This window comes from Mesorhizobium sp. WSM1293, assembly GCF_000513875.1.
In the GTDB taxonomy this organism is placed as follows: domain Bacteria; phylum Pseudomonadota; class Alphaproteobacteria; order Rhizobiales; family Rhizobiaceae; genus Mesorhizobium; species Mesorhizobium ciceri.
This window is the reverse complement of the sequence record NZ_AZUV01000005.1, coordinates 138,950-165,651: the sequence shown is the minus strand read 5'-3', so window position 1 is coordinate 165,651 and position 26,702 is coordinate 138,950. Positions and strand designations below refer to the sequence as shown.

Annotated in this window: 22 protein-coding genes and 1 pseudogene; 11 read left to right on the top strand and 12 right to left on the bottom strand. The window is 64.2% G+C overall.

Features of this window, described 5'->3' with window-relative positions; all coding sequences use genetic code 11:
• Positions 1–83 precede the first annotated feature (83 nt).
• The 3 genes from M729_RS0108710 to M729_RS0108700 form a co-directional block, all read right to left on the bottom strand.
• Positions 84–647: a TIGR02281 family clan AA aspartic protease gene (locus M729_RS0108710; RefSeq protein WP_024502797.1), complete on the bottom strand. Its 564-nt coding sequence runs from the start codon at positions 645–647 to the stop codon at positions 84–86.
• A 224-nt stretch (positions 648–871) separates the two neighbouring features.
• Positions 872–1,501 carry a uracil phosphoribosyltransferase gene (upp, locus tag M729_RS0108705; protein WP_013529626.1) on the bottom strand — a complete coding sequence of 210 codons (630 nt, stop codon included), beginning with the start codon at positions 1,499–1,501 and terminating at the stop codon, positions 872–874.
• Between the two features lie 146 nt (positions 1,502–1,647).
• Positions 1,648–2,622, bottom strand: a complete 975-nt coding sequence (locus M729_RS0108700; RefSeq protein WP_027161351.1) for an adenosine deaminase — start codon at positions 2,620–2,622, stop codon at positions 1,648–1,650.
• Between the two features lie 134 nt (positions 2,623–2,756).
• Here M729_RS0108700 and ubiE point away from each other — a divergent pair, with 134 nt between their 5' ends.
• The 5 genes from ubiE to coaBC all read left to right on the top strand — a co-directional run bounded on the left by ubiE (position 2,757) and on the right by coaBC (position 7,170).
• Complete coding sequence (gene ubiE, locus M729_RS0108695; RefSeq protein WP_024502799.1) at positions 2,757–3,533, top strand: bifunctional demethylmenaquinone methyltransferase/2-methoxy-6-polyprenyl-1,4-benzoquinol methylase UbiE; 777 nt, start codon at positions 2,757–2,759, stop codon at positions 3,531–3,533.
• 70 nt (positions 3,534–3,603) lie between these two features.
• Positions 3,604–5,178, top strand: a complete 1,575-nt coding sequence (gene ubiB / locus M729_RS0108690; protein WP_024502800.1) for a 2-polyprenylphenol 6-hydroxylase — start codon at positions 3,604–3,606, stop codon at positions 5,176–5,178.
• A gap of 80 nt (positions 5,179–5,258) precedes the next feature.
• Positions 5,259–5,516, top strand: coding sequence for a hypothetical protein (locus tag M729_RS0108685; RefSeq protein WP_027161350.1), 258 nt, complete (start codon positions 5,259–5,261; stop codon positions 5,514–5,516).
• Between the two features lie 2 nt (positions 5,517–5,518).
• Entirely contained in the window at positions 5,519–5,941 is a 423-nt protein-coding gene (locus tag M729_RS0108680; protein ID WP_027161349.1) for a type II toxin-antitoxin system VapC family toxin, read from the top strand.
• The gene (coaBC, locus tag M729_RS0108675; RefSeq protein WP_024502802.1) at positions 5,938–7,170 is read left to right on the top strand and encodes a bifunctional phosphopantothenoylcysteine decarboxylase/phosphopantothenate--cysteine ligase CoaBC; all 1,233 of its coding nucleotides are present in this window, start codon (positions 5,938–5,940) and stop codon (positions 7,168–7,170) included. Before M729_RS0108680 ends, coaBC begins: the two co-directional genes overlap by 4 nt.
• An 85-nt stretch (positions 7,171–7,255) precedes the next feature.
• Here coaBC and M729_RS0108670 read toward each other — a convergent pair whose 3' ends face one another.
• Positions 7,256–7,834 carry an invasion associated locus B family protein gene (locus tag M729_RS0108670; RefSeq protein ID WP_027161348.1) on the bottom strand — a complete coding sequence of 193 codons (579 nt, stop codon included), beginning with the start codon at positions 7,832–7,834 and terminating at the stop codon, positions 7,256–7,258.
• 35 nt (positions 7,835–7,869) lie between these two features.
• Entirely contained in the window at positions 7,870–15,945 is an 8,076-nt protein-coding gene (locus M729_RS1000000139670) for an autotransporter outer membrane beta-barrel domain-containing protein (protein WP_280940158.1), read from the bottom strand.
• Between the two features lie 633 nt (positions 15,946–16,578).
• Here M729_RS1000000139670 and M729_RS0108660 point away from each other — a divergent pair.
• Both M729_RS0108660 and M729_RS0108655 read left to right on the top strand, forming a co-directional pair.
• Positions 16,579–16,887 (top strand): hypothetical protein, encoded by a 309-nt coding sequence (locus M729_RS0108660; RefSeq protein WP_027161346.1) that lies wholly within the window; start codon positions 16,579–16,581, stop codon positions 16,885–16,887.
• Between the two features lie 127 nt (positions 16,888–17,014).
• Positions 17,015–17,491: an NUDIX hydrolase gene (locus M729_RS0108655; RefSeq protein WP_027161345.1), complete on the top strand. Its 477-nt coding sequence runs from the start codon at positions 17,015–17,017 to the stop codon at positions 17,489–17,491.
• A 4-nt stretch (positions 17,492–17,495) separates the two neighbouring features.
• On the opposite strand, the gene M729_RS0108650 is transcribed toward M729_RS0108655, so the two are convergent.
• The 5 genes from M729_RS0108650 to M729_RS0108630 all read right to left on the bottom strand — a co-directional run bounded on the left by M729_RS0108650 (position 17,496) and on the right by M729_RS0108630 (position 22,719).
• The gene (locus tag M729_RS0108650) at positions 17,496–18,344 is read right to left on the bottom strand and encodes a citryl-CoA lyase (RefSeq protein ID WP_027161344.1); all 849 of its coding nucleotides are present in this window, start codon (positions 18,342–18,344) and stop codon (positions 17,496–17,498) included.
• Positions 18,341–19,525, bottom strand: coding sequence for a CoA transferase (locus M729_RS0108645; RefSeq protein ID WP_027161343.1), 1,185 nt, complete (start codon positions 19,523–19,525; stop codon positions 18,341–18,343). Before M729_RS0108645 ends, M729_RS0108650 begins: the two co-directional genes overlap by 4 nt.
• Before the next feature lie 15 nt (positions 19,526–19,540).
• A complete protein-coding gene (locus M729_RS0108640) occupies positions 19,541–21,064 on the bottom strand; it encodes a tripartite tricarboxylate transporter permease (RefSeq protein ID WP_013529613.1) in 1,524 nt (507 codons plus the stop codon).
• A 4-nt stretch (positions 21,065–21,068) separates the two neighbouring features.
• A complete protein-coding gene (locus tag M729_RS0108635) occupies positions 21,069–21,605 on the bottom strand; it encodes a tripartite tricarboxylate transporter TctB family protein (protein WP_027161342.1) in 537 nt (178 codons plus the stop codon).
• 139 nt (positions 21,606–21,744) lie between these two features.
• Positions 21,745–22,719 (bottom strand): tripartite tricarboxylate transporter substrate-binding protein, encoded by a 975-nt coding sequence (locus M729_RS0108630; RefSeq protein WP_027161341.1) that lies wholly within the window; start codon positions 22,717–22,719, stop codon positions 21,745–21,747.
• A 183-nt stretch (positions 22,720–22,902) separates the two neighbouring features.
• Between M729_RS0108630 and M729_RS0108625 the strand changes: the two genes are divergently transcribed.
• On the top strand, positions 22,903–23,667 hold the full coding sequence (locus M729_RS0108625) for an IclR family transcriptional regulator (protein WP_013529610.1): 765 nt from the start codon (positions 22,903–22,905) through the stop codon (positions 23,665–23,667).
• A gap of 31 nt (positions 23,668–23,698) precedes the next feature.
• On the opposite strand, the pseudogene M729_RS1000000139185 reads toward M729_RS0108625, so the two are convergent.
• Positions 23,699–23,803: pseudogene (locus M729_RS1000000139185) on the bottom strand (DUF4892 domain-containing protein); the annotation flags it as partial.
• A 5-nt stretch (positions 23,804–23,808) separates the two neighbouring features.
• Complete coding sequence (locus M729_RS0108620; RefSeq protein WP_013529609.1) at positions 23,809–24,342, bottom strand: GNAT family N-acetyltransferase; 534 nt, start codon at positions 24,340–24,342, stop codon at positions 23,809–23,811.
• Between the two features lie 202 nt (positions 24,343–24,544).
• On the opposite strand from M729_RS0108620, the gene M729_RS0108615 reads away from it, so the two are divergent.
• From M729_RS0108615 to M729_RS0108605, 3 genes are all read left to right on the top strand, one after another.
• Positions 24,545–25,000, top strand: a complete 456-nt coding sequence (locus tag M729_RS0108615) for a DUF2214 family protein (RefSeq protein ID WP_024502811.1) — start codon at positions 24,545–24,547, stop codon at positions 24,998–25,000.
• A gap of 175 nt (positions 25,001–25,175) precedes the next feature.
• Positions 25,176–26,153 carry a tripartite tricarboxylate transporter substrate-binding protein gene (locus M729_RS0108610; protein WP_032808115.1) on the top strand — a complete coding sequence of 326 codons (978 nt, stop codon included), beginning with the start codon at positions 25,176–25,178 and terminating at the stop codon, positions 26,151–26,153.
• Positions 26,154–26,227: 74 nt separating this feature from the next.
• Positions 26,228–26,701, top strand: coding sequence for a tripartite tricarboxylate transporter TctB family protein (locus M729_RS0108605; protein WP_027161339.1), 474 nt, complete (start codon positions 26,228–26,230; stop codon positions 26,699–26,701).
• Position 26,702 lies beyond the last annotated feature (1 nt).

Below are 26,702 nucleotides of genomic sequence, written 5' to 3'. Positions count from 1 at the left end.
AATTCCAGGAAAAGTGTGAAACGGTTCTCCCCGGGAAAAAGCGCATAGCGCTTTCCCTTGGGAATTTGGGAAAACGAATAGCCTTACTGGACGAGCAGCAGCGTGCCGTTCTCGACCTGGTATTTGTCGAGCCGGTTGAGGAAGCTCATGCCGATCAGATTGGTGCGCAGCGCCCTGTCGTCGAGCACGATGGTCTGGACGTCATTGACGGTGATGCTGCCGATCTGCAGGCGGTCGATCATGGCCACGGCCGCCTTGATGGTGCCGTTGGCGGTGTTGACCTCGCGGTTGAAGTCGGAAGCGTTCAGCGACAGGCCGATCCTGCGTGCCGTCGAAATGTTGATGGCGACCAATGTAGCGCCGGTGTCGATCATGCCGTCGACCTGACGTCCGTTGAGCTTGAAGGGTGACGAGAAATGCCCGCGTTCGTCTGCCGCGACGAGGACCTTGCGGCCCATCGGCAGCGGTGCCGCGGGCTTGTTGGGCACCGATGCCAGATTGACGTTCGGCTGGGCTTCGACCGCTTGTTTGCCCGGCACCGCCGACCTCAGCAGGTTTTCGACGAGTTGCGGATTCGACTGATACACAATCGGTATCGATGCCGATGTACCGGCGAAAACGGCGAGGATCAGAAGTTTGCGCAGCATGGATCGGCCTCGCCGCATGACCCCGAAAATCGGGAACGATTTTCGGAAAGGCTCATGCACAAAATCAAAGTGCTACAGCGTCCTTTGCGCGTCCGAAACGGACGCGCGGCGCTGGAGTGACAGCCGATCGTTAAGCCCGGATGGTGTTTGCCGCTTTAACGCGCGCCAAAACCGCGCCTTTGCGTAAATATTTGGTAAATCGTACCAGGCGACTTGGTCTGATATTACTTGGTCCCATACATGCGGTCGCCGGCGTCGCCGAGGCCGGGCATGATGTAGCCCTTCTCGTTGAGCTGGCGGTCGATCGAAGCGGTGAAGACGGGAACGTCCGGATGCGCCTTGATGAAGCGCTCGATGCCTTCGGGCGCCGCCAGCAGGCAAAGGAAACGGATGTTGGTGGCGCCGCGCTCTTTCAGCTTGTCGATCGCCGCGATCGCCGAATTGGCGGTGGCCAGCATCGGATCGACGACGATCACCAGCCGGTCGGCGAGGTCGCTCGGCGCCTTGAAGAAATATTCGACCGCTTCCAGCGTTTCGTGATCGCGGTAGAGACCGACATGGGCGACGCGCGCCGCCGGCACCAGGTCGAGCAGGCCTTCCAGCAAGCCGTTGCCGGCGCGCAGCACCGAGGCAAAGACCAGTTTCTTGCCCTCGAGCGTCGGCGCTTCCATCGTTTCCATCGGCGTTTCGATGGTCGTCGTCGTCAGTTCGAGATTGCGGGTGACCTCGTAGCCGAGCAGCAGCGAGATTTCGCGCAGCAGCCGGCGGAAGCCCGCCGTCGAGGTTTCCTTCTTGCGCATGATGGTCAGCTTGTGCTGGACAAGCGGGTGGTCGACGACGGTGACGCCCTGCATGGTGTTCTCCTGATGCCTGCGCCCGAAAATGCGCGCATCGCCCTTTCGGACGCGCCGCGCTTCAAGCTGCCTGGGCGAACCCTAGCGGCAATGCGCCGGCCAAGGAACCGCTTGGCCCGCACCGACCACAGCTTTGTCGGCGGAAATCAGCGTGCCGCGCTGTTCAACCGGGCAAGAAGTGCCGTCTTTGTCTTTCTATCGACGAAAGCGGCCTCGATGGCCGTTCTGGTGACGGCGGTCAGCGCCTTGTCGTTCATCGAGAAATGCTCGGTAGCGATATCGTATTCACGCTTGAGCGAGGTCCAGAAATAGGGCGGATCGTCGGAATTGAGCGTCACCTTGCAGCCTGCCGCCTGCAGGGCCGGAAACGGATGATCGGCGAAACTGTCGAACACCTTGAGCGCGATGTTGGAACCGGGGCAGCATTCCAGCACGACACCCTCGTCGGCGATGCGCCGGACGAGGTCCGGGTTCTCGATGGCGCGCACGCCATGGCCGATGCGGGACGGGCGGATGTGATCCAGCGCCGCCTGGACGGTCTCCCAGCCCGTCAGTTCGCCGGCATGGATGGTGATGCCGAGCCCGGCTTCGCGAGCGATCTCGAAAGCCCTGACATAGTCCTCCATATCACCGACCCGCTCATCGCCGGCAACGCCGAAACCGGTGACCAGCGGATGCCCGCAGCGCGCCGCGAAGCGCGCCGCCTGCTCGATCGACTCGACGCCGACATGGCGCACGCCGGTGACGATCATGCGGCCCTCGATGCCGGTCTTGGCCTTGGCGCGGGCCATGCCTTCGCCGAGCGCGTCGGTATAGGCCTTGGGCGACAGGCCGGCTTTTTTAGCGTGGTCCGGCGAGGTGAACACCTCGGAATAGATGGCGCCGTCGCGGGCAAGGCTGGTCAGATAGTGGTCGGCCAGCCGCGCATAGTCCTCCTCGGTCCGGAACAGATCGGCGGAAAAATCATAAGCCGCCAGGAAGGAGGTGAAATCGTGCCAGACGAAGGAGCCGTTCTGGATATAGGGCGAGGTGTCCTTGCCGTATTTCTGCGCCTGGCGGATGACGAGTTCGGGCGCCGCTGCCCCTTCGATGTGGCAGTGCAGTTCCGCTTTCAAAGGCATTCAATCATCCCGTCGGTCCGTCCAGGTCTCGAAAACCCGCCACCTGGAAGCGCGGCTGAACACCGCGCCTTAAACAATAGCGCCCGCACCATCGATCGGCTATGGTCCCGCCGGTTTTATGACGGATCAAAAAAATGTCAGTTGAGAGAACCACGGCCGCGGGCGGCATGGAAACCTCCTATGGTTTCAAGCGTGTAGGGGCTGGCGACAAGCAGTCCCTGGTCAACGATGTTTTCCACAAGGTCGCCAACCGCTACGACCTGATGAACGATCTGATGTCGGCCGGCCTGCACCGGCTGTGGAAGGACGCCATGGTCACCTGGCTCAATCCGCCTAAACGGGCGGGCTGGAAGGTGCTCGACGTTGCCGGAGGCACCGGCGACATTGCCTTTCGCATCGTCGATGCCAGCCACGGCAATGCCCATGCCACCGTGCTCGACATCAATGGCTCGATGCTGGCTGTCGGCCGCGACCGGGCCGAAAAGAAGGGCCTGTCCGGCAACACCGATTTCGTCGAGGCCAATGCCGAGGAACTGCCCTTCCCTGATGCCACATTCGATGCCTATACCATCGCTTTCGGCATCCGCAACGTACCGCGCATCGAGGTGGCCTTGGGCGAAGCGTTTCGCGTGCTGAAGCCCGGTGGGCGCTTCCTGTGCCTGGAATTTTCCGAGGTCGAGATGCCGCTGCTCGACAAGGCCTATGAAGCCTGGTCGTTCAACGCCATTCCAAAGATCGGCAAGATGGTCACCGGCGACGGCGAGCCCTATTCCTATCTGGTCGAATCGATCGCCAGGTTTCCCAACCAGCAGAACTTCACGACGATGATTTCCCGCGCCGGCTTCGACCGCGTTTCCTTCCGCAACTATTCCGGCGGTATTGCAGCACTTCATTCGGGCTGGAAGCTTTGAGGCCGGACCGCATTTCTCACAATCGACGCGTGCTATGCCGGTTCAAAGAGCCGGCAGGGTTGGCGCTGCCATGAGCAATGTCAGTGCAGGATTCCGGCTCGTAAGGGCCGGCTGGGTGCTGGTCCGCGAGGGTGTCGTCGCCGCTCTGCCGGGTGAGGAACTGTCCGGCCTGCCGAAGTTCGGCTGGCGGATGGCACGGCTGTTCACGCGCCGCCGCGCGCTGGCCTATGAGCGCAGCGACCGGCTGGCCAAAGCGGTCGTCCGGCTCGGTCCCTCCTATGTAAAGCTCGGCCAGTTCCTGGCGACGCGGCCCGACGTCGTCGGCAACGACATGGCGCTCGATCTCGCCATGTTGCAGGACAAGATGCACACCTTTCCGAAGGCCGAAGCCATAGCGGCCATCGAAGCCTCGCTCGGGCGCAAAGTCGGCGATCTCTACGCGCAATTCGGCGATCCGGTCGCCGCCGCCTCCATCGCCCAGGTCCATGCCGCCGATGCCATGCATGACGGCGTTGCCACCAAGGTGGCGGTCAAGGTGATCCGGCCCGGCGTGCGCCGCCGCTTCTTCCAGGATCTCGAAAGCTATTTCCTTGCCGCTCGCCTGCAGGAGAAATACATCCCCTCGTCCCGCCGGCTGCGGCCGGTCGAGGTCACCCAGACGCTGGCTCAGACCACCAAGATCGAGATGGATCTTCGCCTCGAGGCGGCGGCCCTCTCGGAGCTCGGTGAAAGCACCAGGCACGACCCCGGCTTTCGCGTGCCGTCCGTCGACTGGGAGCGTACCGGCCGCGACGTGTTGACCATGGAATGGGTCGACGGCGTCAAGATGAACGACATTGCCGGACTGGTCGCGGCGGGCCACGATCTGAAAACCATCGCCACCAACCTGATCCAGTCGTTCCTGCGCCACACGCTGCGCGACGGATTTTTCCACGCCGACATGCATCCGGGCAATTTGTTCGTCGAGGCGAACGGCACCATCGTCGCCGTCGATCTCGGCATTGCCGGCCGGCTCGGCAAGAAGGAGCGCCGCTTCCTCGCCGAAATCCTCTACGGCTTCATCACGCGCGACTATCTGCGCGTCGCTGAGGTCCATTTCGAGGCCGGCTATGTGCCGCGCCAGCACAATGTCGCGGCCTTCGCGCAGGCGATCCGGGCGATCGGCGAGCCGATCCATGGCCAGCCGGCCGAGACCATCTCGATGGCCAAGCTTCTGACGCTGCTGTTCGAGGTTACCGAGCTCTTCGACATGGCGACGCGGCCCGAACTGATCCTGCTGCAGAAGACCATGGTGGTGGTCGAGGGCGTGGCGCGCACGCTCGACCCGGCCTTCAACATGTGGAAGACTGCCGAGCCGGTGGTCGGCGACTGGATATCAGGCAATCTTGGGCCGCGTGGCATGATGATGGATGCGCGCGATGGCGCCAAGGCGCTGCTGACGCTGGCCCGCCAGGTGCCCGAGCTTGCGGCGCGCACTGACCGGCTGTCGCGCGAGATCGACCTGATGGCCGAGCATGGCCTGCGCTTCGACGAGACCACTGCCCACGCCATCGGCAAGGCCGAAGCGCGCTACAGCCGCTCCGGCCGCTGGGCACTCTGGGTGATCGCGCTGACGCTGGTCTATATCGCCTGGAAGATGATCTGAGTCTCGGTGACAGCAGTGCCGGCATTGCTATCATTGAAAGCAACGCTTTCATGGACTAGGTTGAGGTAAGGAGCAAAAACATGAGCACACTTACCATCCGCAATCTCGACACCTACGTGAAGCAGAAACTGCGTGAGCGAGCTGCCGTGAGGGGAGTCTCCATGGAAGAGGAAGCGCGTAGCGTTCTTGCCAAGAGTGTTCTTTCGGACGGTGTGGACCAAGACCCTCGGGGAGAGTCACTCTATGCCGCGATTCGTAGGCTGGTTGAGCCCCATGGCGGTTTCGATGTCGAGTTGCCGGAGCGCGGCCCTCCGCGCGAGCCACTGAAATTTGACTAACCATGTTCGTGCTGGATACGAATGTTATCTCGGAAACCTTCAAACCACGGCCGGATGCAGGGGTGGCTACCTGGATGGATAGCTCGCTCGCGACCCGCTCATATGTCACGGCGATGACCAAGGCAGAGCTGCTCGTTGGGCTTGCGAACATGCCGGACGGAACGCGTAAGGCTGCACTGGGTAGTGTCATCGGGGCCTTTTTCACCAAATGGCTCAAGACCCCAGTGCTCGCGTTCGGTGACCGCGAAGCCGAAGCATACGCGGAGATTGCTTCGAACAGACGATTTCTGGCACGTCCTATACGCGAATTTGACGCACAGATCGCCTCGGTTGCTCGCTCGCGGGGCTTTGCGGTGGTGACTAGAAATGTTGCTGACTTTTCCGATTGCGGTATCAGCATAGTCAATCCTTGGGAGGGTGCATGAGCCTCTCCGGCAAGCGCATCCTGCTCATCATCGGCGGCGGCATCGCCGCCTACAAAGCGCTGGATCTGATCCGCCGGCTGCGCGAGCGCGGGGCTGCGGTTCGGGTGGTCATGACATCGGCCGCGCAGGAATTCGTCACCACGCTGTCGGTCGGCGCGCTCTCCGCCGACCATGTTTTCACCGAGCTGTTCGACCGCAATGACGAACACGATGTCGGCCATATCAGGCTGTCGCGCGAGGCCGATCTGCTGGTGGTGGCGCCCGCCACCGCCGACCTGATGGCGAAGCTCGCAAACGGCCACGCCAACGATCTGGCCTCCACCGTGCTTGTCGCCACCGACAAGCCGGTGCTGATGGCGCCGGCCATGAACCCCAGAATGTGGGCGCATCCGGCCACCCGCCGCAACCGCGCGACGCTGCAGAAGGACGGCGTCACCTTCGTCGGTCCGGCAAGGGGCGAGATGGCCGAAAGCAATGAGACGGGCGAAGGCCGCATGGCCGAGCCGCTGGAGATCGTTGCCGCGGTCGAGGCGCTGCTCGATGTCGGCCCCAGGCCGCTGTCGGGGCGCAAGATCATCGTCACCTCCGGCCCGACCCATGAGCCGATCGACCCGGTGCGCTACATCGCCAACCGCTCGTCCGGCAAGCAGGGCCATGCCATCGCGGCAGCACTGGCCAGGCTCGGCGCCGATGTGCGCCTCGTCTCCGGCCCTGTCGGCATCGCCGATCCCCCCGGAGTGAAGACCATTCACGTCGAGCGTGCGCAGGAGATGCGCGACGCGGTGGAACGGCTCTTGCCCGCAGATGCGGCGGTGTTCGTCGCCGCCGTGGCCGACTGGCGCACCGAGAACTCGGCCGGTGAGAAGATCAAGAAGGTCGCGGGCGAAGGGCCGCCGGTGCTGCGCATGGTCGAGAATCCCGACATTCTCGCCGGCGTCGGCCATCACAGCCAGCGACCCGGCCTGGTTATCGGCTTCGCCGCCGAGACACAGGATCTCCTGCGCAACGCCGAGGCCAAGCTCAAGAAGAAAGGCGCCGATCTCATCGTTGCCAACGACGTGTCGCAGGGAAGCGGCGTCGGCTCTTCGGGCGTGATGGGCGGCGATCGCAACCGGGTGCGGATCGTGTCAAAGGCCGGTGTCGAGGAATGGCCGGAGATGAGCAAGGACGAAGTGGCGGCTCGGCTTGCCGCCCTGATCGCCGAACGGCTTAAAACAATCGTCGTTTGACTGAAAGATGTTCTGCTGCAGTGACGCACCGCCCTGCCGCGAGACTGCGTTCAGGCGGCGCGCGCTTTAAGTCCTGCGGCTCACATCAATTGGTCAAAAGCTCCGCGGTTCGGGCAAGTGCGCCGGCGAAGCCGTTGAGCGGAATGGAAAAGCTCACCGCTTGTCCGGTGTCTGCCGCGAAAGCGTCGATCTTCAGCGTGGTGCCTGATTTCAGCAGCGGCGTGACAGTCGCATCGAACATCACCGGCACCAGACAGCCGACGACCTGGCAGGTGTTGAACGCCAGGCTGCCGTCCAGCTTCTGATCGTCGATGGTCAGGCTCACCCCCTTGGCCAGCGCCAGGCCGAACGGCAGCGCAAGCGTTCCCGTGGCATCCTCGCCGGTCTTGCTCGACAGCTCGATCGCCAGCAGGCGCTGATTGTTTTGCTTGTTGAATTGCTGATGCGACAGGCTGCAGGTTTTGGTCGCGCCTGATATCTGGCAATTGACCGTCCAGTCGCCGTGGGTTTCGGACAGTGCCGACGCGCCACCGGGCAACTGCGGCGCATCGGCGGCAGCCGGTGCCGCGACCGCCTTGTCGCTCTTGGTTTGCGCCGCCACGGCCGGCACACCGACGGTGCAGGCAACACCCAGCATCGCCAAGAAATACGCGAACTTCCTCATCAAGACCCCTCCCGCCCGGCTCCGCCTCGGGCCAGCTAGAAGCTGACCTTGAGAGACGCGCTGATCGCGTTCTGTTTAACCGTTTCGCCGAAGGCGCCATTATATCTGACGGACATGCCGACGCCATTGACGCCATTCAGTTCAAGGCCGGCGCCGACCCGATAGAGCGGCGAATCGACGGCCTCCGTCAAGTGCAATGCGGGGTTGCCAGGCAGATTCTCCGCCGCCGCGAAGCGACCTTCGATTTCCCACTCCTTGTTGGAAAACTCCGCCCCGGCCTTGCCGTAGACGCGAAGGCTGGCAATGTCGCTGAGCGCGATGTCGGTGCCGATCTCGATTGCAGGGGTTGCAGAATAGTAGGTGTTGGCCGAGCCATCGAAGTTGAAGGCGGCGACCGAACCCTCCTCCGTGCCTGAGACACGCAGCCAGCGCGCGTCGAACTGCACTGTCGGCTGCAGATAGAACGCGCCCATCTCCCGGGTGAAACCCAACCGCGCCGAGCCGCCGAACATCGCGGTCTTCTGTGTGTAGGTGACGCTGCTGCCGATGCCAGGCAGCATTACCTCGTCGAGATAATCACCCGCCAACGTTTCGCCCGGAATGTAGAATGCCGGGTCGATATGGGTGTCGCGTTCGCCCTTGAACGAGCCCGTGCCGCCACCGAGTGCAAAGTCCACGAAGTAATTCTTGTTGGTATATTTGGCCAGCGCGTAGGCCTGCCAGGCCTCACCGGTGGTCTCCGACAGCAGGTCTCCATCAAAGCCGATCTTGGAATCGAACTCTGTGCGGCCGATGGTGGCGCCAAGCGACCAGTTCTGGCCAATCTCGCCAATGCCGCCAAGCGACATCGTCTTCAGGACGTCGTCGCGGCTTGTAGTGCCAGCACCCGCGTCGCGGCCGTACTCGGCCTGCGGGCTGATCGTTGCCCAGACGCAGCGGCCGTCGGGATTCTTGTAGGCAGGCACGCCAGTACACTCACGCGCCGCTTCCAGCATCATGTCGGCTTCGCGGTTGATCATGTCGAACGTATGCACGGCATAATGCGGTGTGAGCCGGGTCAATGCTGCACCCAGTTCCTCTTCATTGGGCAGGAAGCGCAGCATGTTGATCAGCCTGGCCATCGGGTTGTCCGGGGTCGATGCTGCCTCGACATCGTCAAGGTACTGCGCCATCTGGAACACGCCGGGATCGGTGGTGCCGGACCCCGGATCCTGCGCCAGTTCCAGGAATGTCGGGTTGTCGGCGTAAAGAACGAGATCGGTGCCGCCATCCACCCGGAACTGGAAGTTGAAGCCCACTGCCGGATGCAAGGTCTTCGCTGCTATGCCGGAGTCGGTCATCCCCGAGCCATTGGCGACCACATATTCCGTGAACAGCTTATCGATCGACAGGAAATTCAGCGGCGCTTCGCCGTTGAAGTCACCGGCCGCCGTTAGTGCCAGGGCATCCGTGATCTGGTTGTTGAGATCCACATCGGTGACGAAATCGCCGAAGAGGTTTTGTTTGAAGCTGCCGCCGACATCCACCTTCGCCACCACGCCGATGCCCTGGTTGGTATAGAGCCCGTCATTGGTGAACAGCCCGCCGCCGAGATCTATGGTTTTCAGTCCGACCATCGAGGCATCGGCAAAATTGTGGAAGCTGTTGTTGCCGCCGCCGAGATCGATGTTGCCGATGACGCGTCCCAGCGTGTCGCCCAGCGGCGAATTGTCGACATGGTCATCACCCGACGTGCCGGTAATGGCCAGCGGACTGAAATCATCGAGCAGCGATTCCAGGATCGCATTGGTCGGCACGACGGGACCGGGCGCCAACAGGAAGGTCTGGAATGCCTGGATATCCGCTGTCTGGATCTCGAACGTCGGCGTCGCTCCCATTGCGTAGAGCAGGCTGTGGTTGGTCAGCGCGTTGTTGGCGCCGCCGACGAGCATGGCGGCAACGCCGGTTCCGGCGCCGCCAATCGTGTAATGACCGTTGAGATTGATGGTGATGTTGCCTTTCGCGCCGTTGGCTGTGCTTTCGCCGTAGGCGGCCACGGAACCAGCACCCTGCGCGAACAGGCTGTCGCCCGCGGTCAGCGTAACCGCGTGCGCGTCGCCGATGCCGGTCGCGCTCTGTCCGAACATGGCATACGAGCTCGCACCCTTGACCCAGACCTGGCTCATGGCCGTCGCCGTCGCCGCCGCGGCATCGCCGATGCCACCGCCGGAACCGGCAGCGCCGGTGGAGAGCGTGCCGGCCAGGCCGCCGCCGCCGCCCACCGCCTGGGCCACGATGCCGTGCGCCCGCTCGCCATCGGTGACGATCTCGCCGTCCTGCTGGATGGTCACCGTGCCGCCATTGCCCTTGGCGCCCGCAAATGTGTTGAAGCCGATGGTGTTGTTGTCGATGCCGCTGCCGCCATCCGCCGTGGCGCCGAAGCGCCCGAAGCCGGCGCCGCCGATGCCGCCGCCGCCGCCGACCGACTGCGCGATGATGGCGACCGCATCGACACCATGCGTGGTGATGGTGCCGGTGCGGATCACGGTCACGTCGCCGCCATCGCCGCCATTGCCGCCAAGGCCGCCGATGCCGAGCGCGTTCGAGGTTTTACCTTTTGCGTCGCCGCCGACACCGCCGCCGCCGCCCACCGACTGCGCCACGACGCCATGCGCGCGGGCGCCGAAGGTTTCGATCGATCCGGAAACCTCAACCCTCACATCTCCGCCATCGCCGCCGTTGCCGCCCTTGCCGCCCAGGCTGAGAGCAAAGGAATCGGACCCGGCGAAGTCGGACGAAACCGTCCCGCCATATCCTCCACCGCCGCCGATGGACTGGGCGAAGATGCCGTATGACCCATCCTTGTGTGTGATGATCTCGCCATCGTTGGTGACGGTGACCTTGCCACCATCGGCCTCGTTGTCGGGGTCGTTGGGGTCGCCGACCACCGGGATCGGAATCCCGTTGGGTATGCTGGCACCGCCACCGATTGTCATGTCTGCTTCCGATGCGCCGGTCGCGGCACCCGAGGCACCACCGCCACCGCCGATCGACTGCGCAAAAATGCCGTGCGAGATATAGCCCAGTGTTTCAATCTTGCCGAAGTTGTTGACCTCGACCTCACCGCCGATGCTGCCACTGCCGCCTTGGCCGCCGATATACATGGTAACGGCCGTCTCGGCCTTACCGGTCTCCGTCGAGCCAGCGCCACCCGCACCACCGCCGCCGCCCACCGACTGTGCGAAGATGCCGTGCGAGTTGTCGTCCTGCGTCAGGATCGAACCGCTCTGGAAGTTCTGGACGTGAACCTTGTCGCTGGTACCGCCAGCGCCGCCGGCGCCGCCGAGGCTCAGCGTGATGGCGATCTTCGAGTCGGTGGATGACGTGCCGGACGCGCCGCCGACGCCACCGGAGCCGCCGATCGACTGCGCCAGGATGCCGTGGGAATTGGCCTTGTCGGTCTGGATTATGCCGCTGTTTTCGACATTGACCTTGCCGCCGTTGCCGCCGACCTCACCCGAGCCGCCAAGCGACAGGTTTACCGCGACCTCACCGCCATCGCTCTTGCCCTTGCTTTCGCCGGCACCACCTGCGCCGCCGCCGCCACCGACCGACTGCGCGAAGATGCCTATCGAGCGCTCCTGCTTGGTCCATATCGTTGCGCCGGCCATATTGACGACATCGACCTGGTTGCCATTGCCGCCCTTGCCACCCGCACCGCCAAGCGAGCCGCCGATTGCGTAAGTGCCAAGCACGCCAGAGCTGGACGAGCCGCCGACACCGCCGCCGCCACCGATCGAATTGGCGCTGATGCCATAGGAATCGGCGCCGTCCGTGACGATCAGATTGCGGTTGGTCACCGAAACCGTGCCGCCATTGCCAGCGCCGCCGGCACCGAGCGCGATCGCCGCGCCGATACCGACCGAAGTCTCGCCAGCATCGCCTGGGCCGACGATATCCTCTTTGGTCGAAGCCGAGCCGCCGCCGCCGCCACCGCCGCCGATGGACATGGCGAGGATGCCGACCGAGTTGAACCCGCTTGTGCGGATCTCGCCCGAATTATCGACTGCGACACCGACCTTGCCATCGAAACAAGTGGCATTGCCACCTGCGTCCGCGGCACAGGCGGCATCGTTGCCTTCGCCGCCATTGCCGCCGATGCTGACATTTGCGGTAACGCTCGTGCCGGCGGTGCCGCCGACGTGGAAGGCCTGCGTGTTTGTCGCACCGCCCATGCCGCCACCGCCGCCGATCGATTGGGCAACAATGCCGGACGAATAGTCGCCGTCGGTGGTCAAATTGGCGGAATTCGTAACATCCACGGCACCGGACTTGTTGCCTGTGCCACCCGCCCCGCCAACACCAACGTTGACGGCGACGTTGACGCCGTTTTCTGTACCGAGATCGGCCGTCGCGCCATTGGTTGCTCCGCCATTGCCGCCGCCGCCGCCGATCGACTGGGCAACGATCGCGGCGCTCATGTCCCCACCCGTCTTGATCGTCATGGCGTTGTGAACGGCGACATCGCCGCTGATGTTGCCCTTGCCGCCGCCGCCACCGATGGTGACCGTCGCATTGATGCTGGCGTTGACCCCGAAGCCGCCTGCAGCTCCCCAGGAATCGCCGCCATTGCCGCCGCTACCGGCCACCGATTGCGCGAGGATGCCGATCGCGTTGGCGCCTTTGGTAACGATGCTGCCGCCGCCATTCATGCCGCTGTCGACGATGACGAGGTCGCTCTTGCCACCGTCGCCACCCCAGCCACCAACAGTGACACCGAGTGAAACGCTGACTCCCGTGCTGGCTGCACCCGAAATCGTGGCAGCGCGGCCGCCATTGCCGCCGCCGCCGCCGATGGACTGGGCAACGATGCCGCCGGAACCGGCTGCGTCGGTGTCGGCAATCAGGTTGCCATCAGCCCGAACCGTTACCTTTCCACCATTGCCTCCGTTGCCGCCCTCGCCACCCACGGCAACCCCGACCGAAGCGGACACGTAGAGACCAGCGCTGACCGCGCCTGAATAAGCCGAACCGCCGTTGCCGCCACTGCCACCGACCGATTGCGCAAGGATGGCCTTCGAGCCCATGCCGCCGACATGAATGTCACCTTTGTGGGTGACCGTGACCTGGTTGCTGAGATTGCCATCGCCGCCACCGCCGCCGATCGCCACGGAAGCGGCGCCGAACAGACCGACGGCAAACGTTCCGACAGATCCGCCATTGCCGCCACCGCCGCCGACCGACTGGGCGAGAATGCCGTGTGAGAGGGAGCCCACCGTCGTGATGTTGGTGGTGTTCTTGACCTCTACCTCGCCGGCCGCGCCGCCGGCCCCGCCTTTGCCACCGATGCCGACCGCGGCAAAGGCGCCGGCCGCCATCGCAAACCCGCCGTCGCCGCCCGAGCCGCCGACCGACTGCGCGAAGATGCCGATCGACATATCCTTGTCCGTGCTGATCAGGCCTGTGTTTTCGACATAGACCTTCTTGCTCCCGCCGCCCGACGCGCCATCGCCGCCAAGCGAGAAGGACGGCCCGCCAACCGAGACGGCAAATCCGCCTGAGCCGCCACCGCCGCCGATCGACTGCGCCAGGATGCCATGAGACTGGACACCTTCGGTGTGTACCGCCGCGCCATTGGTGACATCGACGGTCCAGCCCGTGCCGCCGCCACCTCCCTTGCCACCGATTGTGACGTTGGCGCCGAGGCCGGCGGAAGCCGTGCCGCCGCCATTGCCGCCGCCGCCGCCGATCGACTGGGCGATGATACCCGTGGAGCGGTCGCCAAGCGTGTGAATCAGCCCTGAATTGATGCCGACCGTCACTGCCTTGGCGTCGCTGGCAGTGCCGGCCTTGCCGCCGATGCTGACAGCAGCCACAAGACCCGCGCCGTTCAACGAGAAGCCGCCATTGCCACCGCCGCCGCCGACCGACTGCACGATGACGCCGGCCGAGTCCGACTGATGGGTCGTGACGTCAAGTGTTGTCGTCGAGAAGAACTTTGCCGTCCCGGCTTCGCCGCCCCCCGCGCCCGAACCACCGATGCCCACGCTTGCGTTGACGCTCAGGCCGAACTGGCCGCCGCCATTTCCGCCACCGCCACCGATTGATTGCACGATGATACCGGCCGACCTTTCGCGGAAAGTCTCGACCGAACCATTATAGGTGGCTTCCGTCGCCACGCCCTTGCCGGCCGCGCCGCCTCTTCCCCCCATGCCGAAGCCGGCAATCGCCGACAGTGTGCCGGAAAAGCCGCCATTGCCGCCGCCGCCGCCGACCGACTGCACGATCAGGCCGGCCGAATCCGCGCCGTCCGTGGTGATCGATTGCATCGCGCCATCAGCCGTGCGCAGCGTGACGGCATCGGCATCGCCGCCGCCTGCGCCACTGCCGCCGACACCCACACTGGCGCCGAAGCTGGCAGCGCCGGAAAAGCCGCCATTGCCGCCGCCGCCGCCGATCGATTGGGCAACGATGCCGGTCGACCGATCCCCCGAGGTGTTGACGGTGCCGCCGACGGTCGCGTCGACCACGCCGCCTTTACCCGCCTTGCCGCCACTGCCGCCGACGCCCACTGCTGCGACGGTCGAGCCGGAAAGTGCAAACCCGCCATTGCCGCCGCCGCCGCCCACCGACTGCATAAGCACGCCGATGGAATCGTCCCCGAGCGTGGTGACCTTGGCGTTCGCAACGTTGTAATTCACCTTGTCGCCGTCACCCGCCGCATCGCCTGATCCGCCTACCGACACACCCACCAGGCCGCCAATGGCAATGGCGCCGCCGCCATTGCCGCCGCCGCCGCCGACCGACTGTGCGATGATGCCGCTAGCGGAACGGCCGTTCGTCTCGACGGTCACACCGTTGCCGGCCTGATCGACGTTGACCACGCCACCCTTGCCGCCAGTGCCGCCGCCACCGCCGATGGCGACCGAAATTGCAGGCGCTACGCCGATGGCGTAGCCGCCATTGCCGCCGCCACCGCCGACCGACTGGATCAGAATGCCATGCGCGCCGTCGCCGCCGTTTCCATCGACGCCGGTCTTGACGACGCCGCCAATATTGCCGGTCGCCGTATCGCCCTGGCCGCCACCGCTTGCCTTGCCACCGATCGACACGAGACCTATAGCGCCGCCGCCATCGCCGCCGCCGCCGCCCACCGACTCGACCAGCATGCCGATGGCGCCCAGGCCACTGGTGGTGATGTTGCCGGTGTTGGTCCCCGTGGCTGCCCGGCCGTCATTGCCATCCGTACCCGCGCCGCCACCGCCGAACAGACCTAGACCGCCACCGCCGTCGCCGCCGCCACCGCCCACCGACTGCACGACCATGCCGCTGGCAAAATCTCCCCGAGTTGTGATGGTCCCGGAATTTATCCCCTCGGCATTGCCGCCGATTGTCGGCACGCCCCCATTGCCGCCGTTACCCACGATACCGAAACCACTTGCACCATCACCGGCAACGCCGCCCGCCGACCGCACAAGCATACCCTTCGAGAAAGCCCCGTCCGTGGAAATGGAGCCGGCATTATCGCCTTTCGCGTCACCGCCGAAACCGCCATTGCCGCCATTGCCACCCTTGCCGGCACCGATCGCAGCGCCCAAGCCGCCATTGCCGCCGCGCCCTCCGCTGGAATTGACGGTGATGCCGTTCGAATTGACCCCGTGCGTGATGATATTGCTTTCGATCGTGGTGGTCACGGTCGCCGTGCCGCCATCGCCACCCCGCCCGCCGACGCCGCCCTTACCGCCTACCGCGATGGCGAAAGCCCATGCGCCGTTACCACCATCCCCACCGCCGGCGTCGCCCGATATGCCGGGAGCATTGTCCCCCGATGTTTCGAGGGCGCCGGATGCGTTGTTTGTTATATCGACTGTTCCGCCTTTGGCGCCATCGCCGCCTTTACCACCCTTGATCTCTACAAAAGGCGGGATGGCTGTTGCATGGACAGCCGAGCCGCCATCGCCGCCGCGCCCACCCCGGGCGCTGCCAACGAAAGCGGCCTCCCCGGAGGTCGTGCGGCCGACACTATTCGTTCCCGTAGCCGGCGCCACCGGCGAATGGCCGCCTCCGGCGTCAGCAGTACCGATTCCGTCATCACCATTGTCGCCCGGCGCACCATCCGTATTGATGGACAATTGCTGCGCATGGGCAGGGGATTGAGCGTAAGGAAAGACCAGCCCCGCCAGTGCCGTAGCGCAAAGCAAGAGGGCTAGCCGTTTGGGCAGAATGGCGAGACATTGATTCGGCCGACCGGGCAAACCCTTCTGAGTCGCCGCGGCATCACCAAGAGCTTCCGCAGAACATGCCCTGGCTGAACCGTCGTCGGCCGATGCGCACGACAATACGGCAACGCGCCCTGTGAACAAAGCCATGCACTTACCCCCCGGTTTACGGGGGCGCGTCTCAATGCCTGCTTGAGTCCGACGCCACCGCTATGCTCTGCTCATGCAATTGCAATAAGGATGCCGGCACTGCGCAATAAGGTTCAATGCATTAAAACAGAGCATCCGCATTCCCACTTGCGGAGCTCTGACTCAATTAGAATACATTAACTTATGCCGGATGAAACCGAAAATTTACGTGGGGACACTGACCAAAGCCACTGACGTTTCATAGTCGTCATATGACGACTATCTGCGGTTCCCAGCCAAAATCGCAGAACAATGCGATTGGACTGCCCGATTTCGTGATGCTCGACCCGCTTGCCATGGCATCGCCGCGCAAACGCCCTATATCTAAGGACAGAGTTTTTGCGCGGGAATGAGCGGATGTCGGCACTTCGGCCATCAACGATCTTCACAGTGGCAATGCTGGCCACGGCAATGCTGGCGGGTGTTTGCCTGCCGGCTTCCGCGCAAGCGCTCAATTCCGCTACCGGCAACAATGCGCTGATCCGGCAGAACGACCTGCAAATCCTGCAAAACAGGATACAACGGCAGCAATATCAGCAGCAACAGCAGCAGAATCGTGCCCAGGACCGCCAGATCGTTCAGCAACCGCCACCGGTCGTGCAGCAGCTCAAGCCAAGCTGCCAGACTCAGATAATCGGCACCACCGCCGTGAGCAATTGCCGCTGACATCAAGGCCTTTTTCGTTTATTTAGCCGACTTAGGTATTTCGGGTGTCTTTCGGCACATGCGAAAGTTTTGGTTTTGCAACGACGCCTTGTCGCGCTATGCGGCATTGCATCGACTGGATTGACGAATGGCAGCCACCAAGAAGAAGGCCGTACGCAAGGCAAAGAAGGGCGAGAGGATCCGCCAGGTGGCGGCTATTCCTTTTCGGCAGACCGCGCACGGCGACATCGAGGTTATGCTGGTCACGTCACGTACCACCAGGCGCTTCATCGTTCCCAAGGGCTGGCCGATGAAGGGCAAGAGCGGACGCAAGGCGGCCACCATCGAGGCGCAGGAGGAAGCCGGCGTGCTCGGCAAGACGCTGAAGCAGCCGGCGGGCACCTATTCCTACTGGAAGCGGCTGGCCAACCGTTTTGTCCGCGTCGACGTCATCGTCTATCTGCTTGACGTGACCGAGGAACTGGCCGACTGGCAGGAAGCCAAACGACGCCAGCGGGCCTGGCTGGCGCCTGCCGATGCGGCCATGCTTATCGACGAGCCGGATCTTTCAACGTTGGTGAAGACGCTGAAGATCCCTCAGCCTTTGCAGGTGGACCAGGCGTAAAGCTTCACTCGCCGGGGTCATCGCTTTCGGGAAACGGCCGCACCGGCGTGCCGGTATAGGCCCACAGCCACTCGCGCGGCAGCGGCCCCTTGTTTCGCTCGGCCTGCTGGGACTGCTCCCAGGCATGCGCCAGGATGCCGACCGAGCGCGACAGCACGAAAAGCCCTCGCGTCAGCGGCGGCGGAAAACCGAGTTCGCCATAGATGACGGCGGTTGCGCCATCGATGTTGAGCGGTATTTTTTTCCCCTTGCGTCGCGCGACGTCAGCCTCGATCGCTTCTGCAATGTCGGCGAAACGTCCATTGACGGCACCGCGCACGGCAAATTCGCGGGTCAGTTCCAGCAGCCGCGGCGCGCGCGGGTCGACCGGATGGAAGCGATGTCCGAGCCCCGGCACATAGCCCTTCTCCTCGGCGAAGAACCGGTCGAGCCGCGCCGAGACTGCTTCATTCAGCGTCATCCCGGCATCGATCGCCACGGCAATGTCGCCATAAAAAGAAAGCGCCTGCTCGCCGGCGCCACCGTGCACGTCGCCGAGCACGTTGATGGCCGAGGCCATGGCGCTGTTGATGCCGACGCCGCAGGTTGCCGCCATGCGCGCGATGGCAATCGATGGCGCCTGCGGTCCGTGGTCGACGGCGGCTCCCAAGGCAATGCCGAGCAACTCTGCCTGGTCCTCGCTGGGCAATTCGCCGCGCAGCATCAGCCAGATGACAGCCGGGAAGCTGACGCGGCCGATCAGATCCTGGATCTCGTAGCCGCGCAGCCGGATGACACCAGGCCGCATCTCGATGATGTCGGTCTGCCACCATTCCTCGCCGCGCTCACGGCCCGTCTTCTCCGTGCCGCTCATGCGCGTGCCTTTGTCTTGGCGCGGGGTGGCAGGTCGGCGAACACCTCGCCCATATGTTCGCCGAGCGCCGGCGGCGGCTTTGTCGGCAAGGGCGCCTCGCCATCGACCATGAAGCCGCCGCGCAGAACGGTCAGCGGCTTGTCCATGCCAGCCACATCGTCGAAATGCGCGGTCACCTGGCGTTCGAGGACTTGCGGCTCGGCCAGCACTTGCGGGATCGTCAGCACCCTGCCGGCAGGCACGCCGGCGCGATTGAGCATCTCTTCCCAGGCCGCGGCCGGCGCGCCCGCCAGGGCGTCCTCGATCTCGACTTTAAGCGCCGCACGGTTGCGCTTGCGCGTCTCGCGCTCGGCAAAGCGGGTATCGGAAGCCAGTTCCGGCCGGCCGATCAGCCGGCACAGCGCCACGAACTGCTCCTGCTTGTTGGCGGCGATGTTGATGAGCCCGTCGCCGGTGCGAAACGCACCGGAGGGTGCCGCCGTCATGTTCTCATTGCCCATCGGCTTGGGGTCGATACCTGCGGTCAGATAATTGGAAACCGGCCAGCCAAGTGCGGAAAGTGTGCATTCGAGCATCGAGACGTCGAGAAAGGCACCCTCGCCGCTCGTCTTCTGCCGCACCAGCGCCGAGGTAATGGCGAACGCGCCGACCAGTCCGCCAAGCGTGTCGGCGACGGGATAGCCGACCCGCAGCGGCGCCGTTTCCGGTGTGCCGGTGATGCTCATGATCCCCGACAGGCCCTGGATGATCTGGTCATAGGCGGGATTGTCGCGCATCGGCCCGGTCTGGCCGAAACCCGATATCGCGCAATAGACGAGGCTTGGACGGACCGTCTTCAGTGCCTCGTAGCCAAGCCCCAGCCGATCCATCACGCCGGGGCGGAAATTCTCCACCAGTGCGTCGGCGCTGGCCACCAGATCGAAAAAGCGCTCGCGATCGGCTTGCTTCTTGAGGTCGAGCACAACCGACCGTTTGCCGGCGTTCTGAGCCAGGAACGAGGCGCCCATGCCGGCGCTGTTCAGCTTCGGCGAGCCGCCGAGCTGGCGGGCGAGGTCGCCGCCTTGCGGCGCCTCGACCTTGATCACGTCGGCGCCCAGCAGCGCCAGCTGGTAGGCGCAATAGGGGCCGGCCAGGACATTGGTCAGGTCGAGGACGCGAATACCGGAAAGCAGTTCTGTCATGGCATCAGGGATCGATCAGGCATCGCCGGGCACATGCTCCGGTCCGCGCCGACGACGATGCTCGATGAAGGCCCAGATATGCGGGCCGGCGAGACCGATGAAGGCGAGCGTCAGCAGTGTCAGCGACAGTTTGTGGGTGTAGAACACGGACCAGTCGCCATTCGAGATGGTCATCGCCCGGCGGAACTGGGTTTCGGCGAGCGGCCCAAGGATCATGCCGATGATGACAGGCGCGGTCGGAAAATCGAACCGCCGCATCAGGAAACCGGCGGCCCCCAGCAGATAGAGGATGACGAGGTCGATGGGCGATTGCGAAATGCCATAGGTGCCGACCGTGGCGAACACCAGGATGCCGGCATAGAGCTGCGGCGCCGGGATTTTCAGCAGCCGCACCCACAGCCCGATCAGCGGCAGGTTGAGGATGACCAGGATGACGTTGGCGATGAACAGGCTGGCGATCAGCCCCCAGACGAGGTCGCCCTGGGTCGTCAAAAGCAGTGGTCCGGGATTGATGCCGTAGCTCTGGAACGCCGACAGCATGATCGCCGCCGTCGCCGAGGTCGGCAGGCCAAGCGTCAGCATCGGCACCAGCACGCCGGCTGCGGACGCATTGTTGGCGGCCTCGGGGCCGGCAACGCCTTCGATGGCGCCGACCGTGCCGAACTCCTGCTTGTGCTTCGACAGCTTCTTTTCGATGGCATAGGACAGGAAAGTCGGGATTTCGGCGCCGCCGGCCGGCATGGCGCCGATCGGGAAGCCGATCGCGGCGCCGCGCAGCCAGGGTTTCCACGAACGCCCCCACTCGGCCGCCGTCATGTAGAGCGAGCCCTTCAGCGGCACGATCTCGTCCTTGCCGGCATAGCGGCGCGAGGCCATGTACAGCGTCTCGCCGACGGCAAACAGGCCAACGGCGGCGATGATGACGTCGACGCCGTCGAGCAGTTCGGTCATGCCGAAGGTGAAGCGCGGCTGGCCGGTCTGCAGGTCGACGCCGATCATGCCGATGACGAAGCCTGCGAACAGGCTGGTCAGGCCGCGAACGGAAGACGAGCCGAGCACCGCCGAGACGGTGATGAAGGCCAGCACCATCAGCGAGAAATATTCGGCCGGACCGAAGGCCAGCGCGAATTTGACCACCACCGGCGCCAGGAAAGCGACGCCCATCGTGCCGATCGTGCCGGCTACGAATGAGCCGATCGCCGAAGTGGCGAGGGCTGCACCGCCGCGGCCGGAACGCGCCATCCTGTTGCCTTCCAGCGCGGTGACGATGGTGGCGCTTTCGCCGGGCGTGTTGAGCAGGATCGACGTCGTCGAGCCGCCGTACATGGCGCCGTAATAGATGCCGGCAAACAGGATGAAGGATGCCTCCGGCGCCACCTGATAGGTGATCGGCAAAAGCAGCGCGATGGTCAGCGCCGGCCCAAGACCGGGCAGCACACCGATGGCGGTACCAAGCGTGGTGCCGAGCAGGCACCACAGAAGGTTGACCGGGGTGAAGGCGACCGAGAAGCCATGTGCCAGATGTCCGAGCGTTTCCATGGCGTCAGCCCCTCAACATGGTGATGAACGCATCGATGACCGTGTTCAGCTGGTTCTCGATGAAACCGGCACCGATGTTGACGCCGAGCGCCCTGGCGAAGCCGAAATAGGCGGCCAGCGCCAGGATAAGGCCGAGCACGACGTCCCGCAGCGTACGCTTGCTGCCGAAGCCGTAGCAGACGAGCACGAACATGATGACGGATGCCGCCGTGAAGCCGAGCGGTTGGATGAGCAGCAGATTGGCGATCAGGCCGATAACGACGAAGCCCATTGCCTTCCAGTCGGTCGGCGTCTCCTTTTCCTCCTCCGGCTGCCAGCCGCCGCGAAGCGCGGCAAGGATGAGCAACAGCGAAAGTACCACCAGGCCAACCATGGTAAGGTAGGGAAAGACGGTCGGGCCGACCTTGGAGTAGAGCGGCGACACCGGGATCGCCAGCGTCTGCCAGGCAACGGCGCCGGCGCAGGCCAGGAGCCCGATGCCTATCAACAATTCCGGCACGGCAAGCCGCGACGGCGCCGGCTGCTGGTCGCTGGTGCTCATGATTGTCCTCCCCAGGAGAGCTGGCCAAGTATGGTTGGCGAAAATGCCCGGCGCCGCATGCTTGCTCCCCACCGCAGGGTCATGCCGGCTTGCATTTCATGCGAGAAGGGGCGACCTGCGCCGCCCCTATGACGATGGATCAGGCGAGCCCGAGATCCTTCAGGATCGCCTCGATGCGGGCTGAATCCTCGGTGACGAACTTCGCATAGTCGTCGCCGGTGAGCAGGATCGGCGTCCAGTTGCGGTTCTTGCATTCGGTCGCCCACGCGTCACTCTTGGCCATGGTCTCGATGAGGGTGATCATCGCTGCCTTGTCGGCGTCGGAAATGCCCGGCGGTGCGAAGACGCCGCGCCAGTTGAACAGTTCGACATCGATGCCGGCCTCCTTCAGCGTCGGCGCATCGATGCCGTCCTGGCGCTTGTCTGCCGAGATGGCGAGCAGCCGCAGCGCGCCCGCCTTGACCTGCTCGGAGAACTCGCCAAAGCCGGAGATGCCGGCCGCGACCTGGTTGCCGAGCAGCGCCGACAACGCCTCACCGCCGCCGGCGAACGGCACGTAGGACAGGTTTGTCGCCGGCACGCCGACAGTCTTGGCAATCAGGCCGAACAGGATGTGATCGGAACCGCCTGCGGAGCCGCCGGCGACAGGAACCTTTGTCGGATCGGCCTTGAGCGCGGCGACGAAATCAGCGGCCGTCTTGAACGGCGACTCCGCCGGCACGACCAAGGCCTCGAACTCGCCGGTAAGGCGGGCGATCGGGGTGACCTGCGTCAGATTGTTGGCGGCCTTGTTGGCAATGATGGCGCCAACCATGACCATGCCGGCAACCATCAGGGAATTGCCTTTGCCGTTCCACTGGCTGATGAATTGCGGCAGCCCGACAGTCCCGCCGGCGCCGCCGACATTGGTGATCTGCGAACCCGAGATGAGCTTTTCACTGCGCAGCACCTGGTCGATCGTGCGCGCCGTCTGGTCCCAGCCACCACCCGGTGCGGCAGGCACGAAGAGCTGTATCTGGGGCGCGCCTTCGGCGAAAGCGGGAGAAAGATGCGACGTCATCAGCCCGGCACCCACGGCTGCGGTGCTCATCAAAAATCTGCGTCTGTCCAGCATGGGATTCCTCCAAATCACGACACCTCCTCCGGTGCCCGCCAAAACGCGCCTGCATCCAGACCCGTCATCGATTTCAAGCAGATGTTACGGAGTTCTGTCAACGGAAACGATATTCTGCTGGACAGAACGATTTGGCGGCGCGACACAGTCGCGTCGCTCGGCTTTCTTCAAACTGGAACCGCCATGGACTCGCCAAGCAAATCGGCAGATGCGGAAATCGACCGCGCCGAAGGTGTTGCAGCACTCGATCGGGCGATTGCCATCCTCGATGCCTTCAGCACGGAGGACCGGTCGCTCAGCCTGGCCGAAATCGCGGCGCGCACCGGCCTCTACAAGAGCACCATCCTGCGGCTTGCGAATTCCCTTTTGCGCGGACGATTGCTCGAGCGCCTCGACAATGGGCGCTACCGCGTCGGACCCGCGACGTTTCGGCTCGGTGCGCTCTACCAGCGTTCGGTCGTGGCGGTCGACATCCTGCTGCCGATCATGCGCGATCTTTCCGAGCGAAGCTGGGAAAGCGTTGCCTTCTACGTTCGCTCGGGCGATGTCCGCACCTGTCTTTACCGCGTCGAATCCAAGCACCCGATCCGCTACACGATACGCGAAGGCGACGTATTGCCTTTGCTGCTCGGCTCGGGCGGCCGCGTGCTCGCAGCGTTTTCGGGCCAGCAGGGCGAACCCTACGAGACCATCCGCAAGACCTGCAACTGTCTCGCCGTCGGCGACCGCGACCCCGAGACGGGGGGCGTGTCGGCGCCGGTATTCGGGCCAGGGGGCGTCCTGCTCGGCGCCTTGACCCTGGCTGGACCAAGCACGCGCGTCGACGCGGCCTTTCTGCAGCGCATGAAGCGTCCGCTGCTCGAGGCAGCGGCCCGCGCCACCCGCGCCTTCGGCGAGGACGCCTCCATGCTCGAGCAGGCAAGCCTGGCAGCGGACGCCCTGCCGTAGAATGCGGCCTGATTGGAAGGCTCGCCCAGTTCAACTTGACCAGAACCACACGGCGGTTCTTGGCGCGGCCCGCCTCGTCATCGTTGCTGGCGACAGGTGCCATCATGCCGGCGCCCGCAGCGGTCAGCCGCGCCGCTCAGGTCACCGCGCCAGCAGGATGGTCGGAGCGTCGTGATAGGTGGTCTTTACCACTTCCCGGTAACCGCACTTGGCAGCCACCCTCAGCGAAGCGCCATTTTCCGGATCGATGATACAGACGGTCTTCTCGCGCCCGAAAATCACTTCGCCCCATGCCAGGACGCGGCCAACCACCTCGGTGGCGAAGCCCGCGCCGTGCACGGCCGGAACCAGCGCCCACCCGGCCTCGGGAATGCCTTCGATCGATGGTTCCATGTCGCGCTTCAGATCGTGAAACCCGGCCTCGCCGATGAAGCGCCCGGTCGCCTTCTCCTCGATCGCCCAGAAGCCATAGCCAAGCAACGACCACAGGCCGGCGTGACGCAGGAAGCGCATCCAGCTTTCTTCGCGCGTGCGCGGCTTGCCGCCGATGAAGCGGGTGACGACGGGATCGGTCCACATCGCGGCATAGGTGTCGAAATCATCCAGCCGGTGTGCCCGCAGGATGGTTCGCTTCGTTTCGATGACAGGAGCACTGGTCGCTTGCGGATTGTTCATGGGATCTGCCTCGCACGGATCGCCAGCGCTTAGCAAATCGCCGGTGCTGCGCAAGGGGCCAGGGCAACACGGCCCATCATCCAGGCGCCGCTATGGGAATTTTGCGCGACGATGTTATTTTTCACCGCAGGCTGATTCAACACCCGCCAGCGCGACCTTTTTTCAGGCGCGCATTGGTGGCGTCAAACCCAGGGAAAAGAGCATGGATACCACCGATCTTGTGCTTGCGATCTTCCATCATCTGCTGGTGTTTTCGCTGGCGGGGATCATCGGCGCCGAATTCGTCCTGATCCGCGGCGATCTGGGTGCTGCGACGCTCAAGAGGCTCGCCGGCATCGACCGCCATTACGGCGTCATCGCCGCGCTGATCATCGTCGTCGGCATCGGCCGTGTCTTCTATGGCCTCAAGGGCTGGGAATTCTACGTCTACAACTGGGTGTTCTGGGCCAAGATAGCGGCGTTCGGCGCTGTCGGCCTGCTGTCGATCATCCCGACCGTCCGCTTCATATCCTGGAACAGGCAGGCGAGCGGCAATGCCTCGTTCCAGGTGCCGGCGACCGAACTTGCGTCCGTGAAGACCTATATCCGCGCCGAAGCTTTCATCTTCCTGCTCATCCCGGTCTTCGCCGCGGCGATGGCGCGCGGCTACGGCTACTAGGGTGGCGATCACCCTCCGACATTATCCACCCATCGAGTGCGGATGTTTGCGGATATCGGCAGTTTGCCGCCCAGTTGCTATTTGCTAGCTTGCCCTAGTTGTTGCTTCATGCGCAGCCGGTGTTGAGAGGAGTTCCGCGCGGCGTTGGAGATTCATATCCCGGGAGGAGATCACGATGAGAAGATTTGTCGCCACTCTGGCTGCTGCCGCGGCCGTCACGCTTTATGGGTTCGCGGCCAGCGCGCAGACCTATCCTGAACGCACCATCACCGTTGTGGTGCCGTTTGCGGCCGGCGGGCCGACCGACACGGTCACGCGCCTCGTCGCCGAAGCGATGTCGAAGGATCTCGGCCAGCAGGTCATCGTCGAGAATGTCGGCGGCGCCGGCGGCACGCTGGGTGCCGGCCGCGTCGCCAACGCCGAGCCTGACGGCTATACGCTGCTGCTCCATCATATCGGCATGGCGACAAGTGCGACGCTGTACAGAAAGCTCGCCTACGACACGCTGAACGCCTTCGAATATGTCGGCCTCGTCACCGAGGTGCCGATGACCATCGTCGGCCGCAAGGACCTGAAGCCGGCCGATCTCAAGGGGTTGGTGGAGTACGCCAAGGCCAACAAGGATTCCATAACCGTCGCCAATGCCGGCATCGGTGCGGCCTCGCATCTGTGCGGCATGCTGTTCATGAGCGCCATCAAGACGCCGCTGGTCACCGTGCCCTACAAGGGCACCGGCCCGGCCATGACCGATCTCCTCGGCGGTCAGGTCGACATCATGTGCGACCAGACGACCAACACCACCAAGCAGATCCAGGGCGGCACCATCAAGGCCTATGCCGTCACCTCGCCGGAGCGCCTCGATGTGCTGAAAGACGTCCCGACGACGGTGGAAGGCGGCCTTCCCGAAGTGCAGGTCGGCATCTGGCACGGTCTGTATGCACCCAAGGGCACACCGGCCGGGATCACCGAACGCCTGTCGAAATCGCTTCAGGTCGCGCTGAAGGACCAGAACGTCGCGGCCCGCTTCGCCGAACTCGGCACCAAGCCATCGCCCGAGGCCGATGCGACGCCCGCCGCACTGAAGGCCAAGCTGGAAAGTGAGATCGCGCGCTGGAAGCCGATCATCGAAGCCGCCGGCCAGTACGCCGACTGAGGTTTGAACAGGGGCGCCACCGGCGCCCCTGTTCGCTCGGCATCCGCTACCCACTCGGGCTTGGGAGAACCATCATGAAACCTTTCGCGATCGACAGGGCCAACGGCCTGTGCGCCGCCCTGTTCATCGGCTTCGGCGCATGGTTCGCGCTGCAATCGCTCGGCCTCGAAATCGGCACCGCGTTGCGCATGGGGCCAGGCTATTTTCCGCTGGTCCTGGCGATCGTGCTGATCCTGCTTGGCGCCGTCATTCTCGTCCAGGCTGTACGCGTCGAGGGCGAAGCGATCGGGCATATTGCGTGGCGCGGCATGCTGCTCATCCTGCCTGCTCCGATCTTCTTCGGCCTGACGGTGCGCGGCCTCGGATTCATCCCGTCGATCTTCCTGACGGCGCTGATCGCGTCGTTTGCCAGCCGCCGCATGAAACCGATGACCGCGCTCGTGCTGTCGGCCGGCCTGACATTGTTTGCATTCCTTGTCTTCAGCTACGCGCTCGGCCTGCCGTTCCGCCGCTTCGGCCCGTGGCTGGCCCCGTGGTCGGTATCGTAAG

What these genes read in the sequence shown, in the direction of transcription:
- M729_RS0108645 (WP_027161343.1), bottom strand. Translation starts at nt 19,525, where the DNA reads ATGACAGAACTGCTTTCCGGTATTCGCGTCCTCGACCTGACCAATGTC.
- M729_RS0108700 (WP_027161351.1), bottom strand. Translation starts at nt 2,622, where the DNA reads ATGCCTTTGAAAGCGGAACTGCACTGCCACATCGAAGGGGCAGCGGCG.
- M729_RS0108640 (WP_013529613.1), bottom strand. Translation starts at nt 21,064, where the DNA reads ATGGAAACGCTCGGACATCTGGCACATGGCTTCTCGGTCGCCTTCACC.
- M729_RS0108620 (WP_013529609.1), bottom strand. Translation starts at nt 24,342, where the DNA reads ATGAACAATCCGCAAGCGACCAGTGCTCCTGTCATCGAAACGAAGCGA.
- M729_RS0108625 (WP_013529610.1), top strand. Translation starts at nt 22,903, where the DNA reads ATGGACTCGCCAAGCAAATCGGCAGATGCGGAAATCGACCGCGCCGAA.
- M729_RS0108655 (WP_027161345.1), top strand. Translation starts at nt 17,015, where the DNA reads ATGGCAGCCACCAAGAAGAAGGCCGTACGCAAGGCAAAGAAGGGCGAG.
- M729_RS0108610 (WP_032808115.1), top strand. Translation starts at nt 25,176, where the DNA reads ATGAGAAGATTTGTCGCCACTCTGGCTGCTGCCGCGGCCGTCACGCTT.
- M729_RS0108615 (WP_024502811.1), top strand. Translation starts at nt 24,545, where the DNA reads ATGGATACCACCGATCTTGTGCTTGCGATCTTCCATCATCTGCTGGTG.
- M729_RS0108605 (WP_027161339.1), top strand. Translation starts at nt 26,228, where the DNA reads ATGAAACCTTTCGCGATCGACAGGGCCAACGGCCTGTGCGCCGCCCTG.
- M729_RS0108660 (WP_027161346.1), top strand. Translation starts at nt 16,579, where the DNA reads ATGTCGGCACTTCGGCCATCAACGATCTTCACAGTGGCAATGCTGGCC.
- M729_RS0108685 (WP_027161350.1), top strand. Translation starts at nt 5,259, where the DNA reads ATGAGCACACTTACCATCCGCAATCTCGACACCTACGTGAAGCAGAAA.
- M729_RS0108630 (WP_027161341.1), bottom strand. Translation starts at nt 22,719, where the DNA reads ATGCTGGACAGACGCAGATTTTTGATGAGCACCGCAGCCGTGGGTGCC.
- M729_RS0108680 (WP_027161349.1), top strand. Translation starts at nt 5,519, where the DNA reads ATGTTCGTGCTGGATACGAATGTTATCTCGGAAACCTTCAAACCACGG.
- M729_RS0108670 (WP_027161348.1), bottom strand. Translation starts at nt 7,834, where the DNA reads ATGAGGAAGTTCGCGTATTTCTTGGCGATGCTGGGTGTTGCCTGCACC.
- M729_RS0108635 (WP_027161342.1), bottom strand. Translation starts at nt 21,605, where the DNA reads ATGAGCACCAGCGACCAGCAGCCGGCGCCGTCGCGGCTTGCCGTGCCG.
- coaBC (WP_024502802.1), top strand. Translation starts at nt 5,938, where the DNA reads ATGAGCCTCTCCGGCAAGCGCATCCTGCTCATCATCGGCGGCGGCATC.
- ubiE (WP_024502799.1), top strand. Translation starts at nt 2,757, where the DNA reads ATGTCAGTTGAGAGAACCACGGCCGCGGGCGGCATGGAAACCTCCTAT.
- ubiB (WP_024502800.1), top strand. Translation starts at nt 3,604, where the DNA reads ATGAGCAATGTCAGTGCAGGATTCCGGCTCGTAAGGGCCGGCTGGGTG.
- upp (WP_013529626.1), bottom strand. Translation starts at nt 1,501, where the DNA reads ATGCAGGGCGTCACCGTCGTCGACCACCCGCTTGTCCAGCACAAGCTG.
- M729_RS0108650 (WP_027161344.1), bottom strand. Translation starts at nt 18,344, where the DNA reads ATGAGCGGCACGGAGAAGACGGGCCGTGAGCGCGGCGAGGAATGGTGG.
- M729_RS0108710 (WP_024502797.1), bottom strand. Translation starts at nt 647, where the DNA reads ATGCTGCGCAAACTTCTGATCCTCGCCGTTTTCGCCGGTACATCGGCA.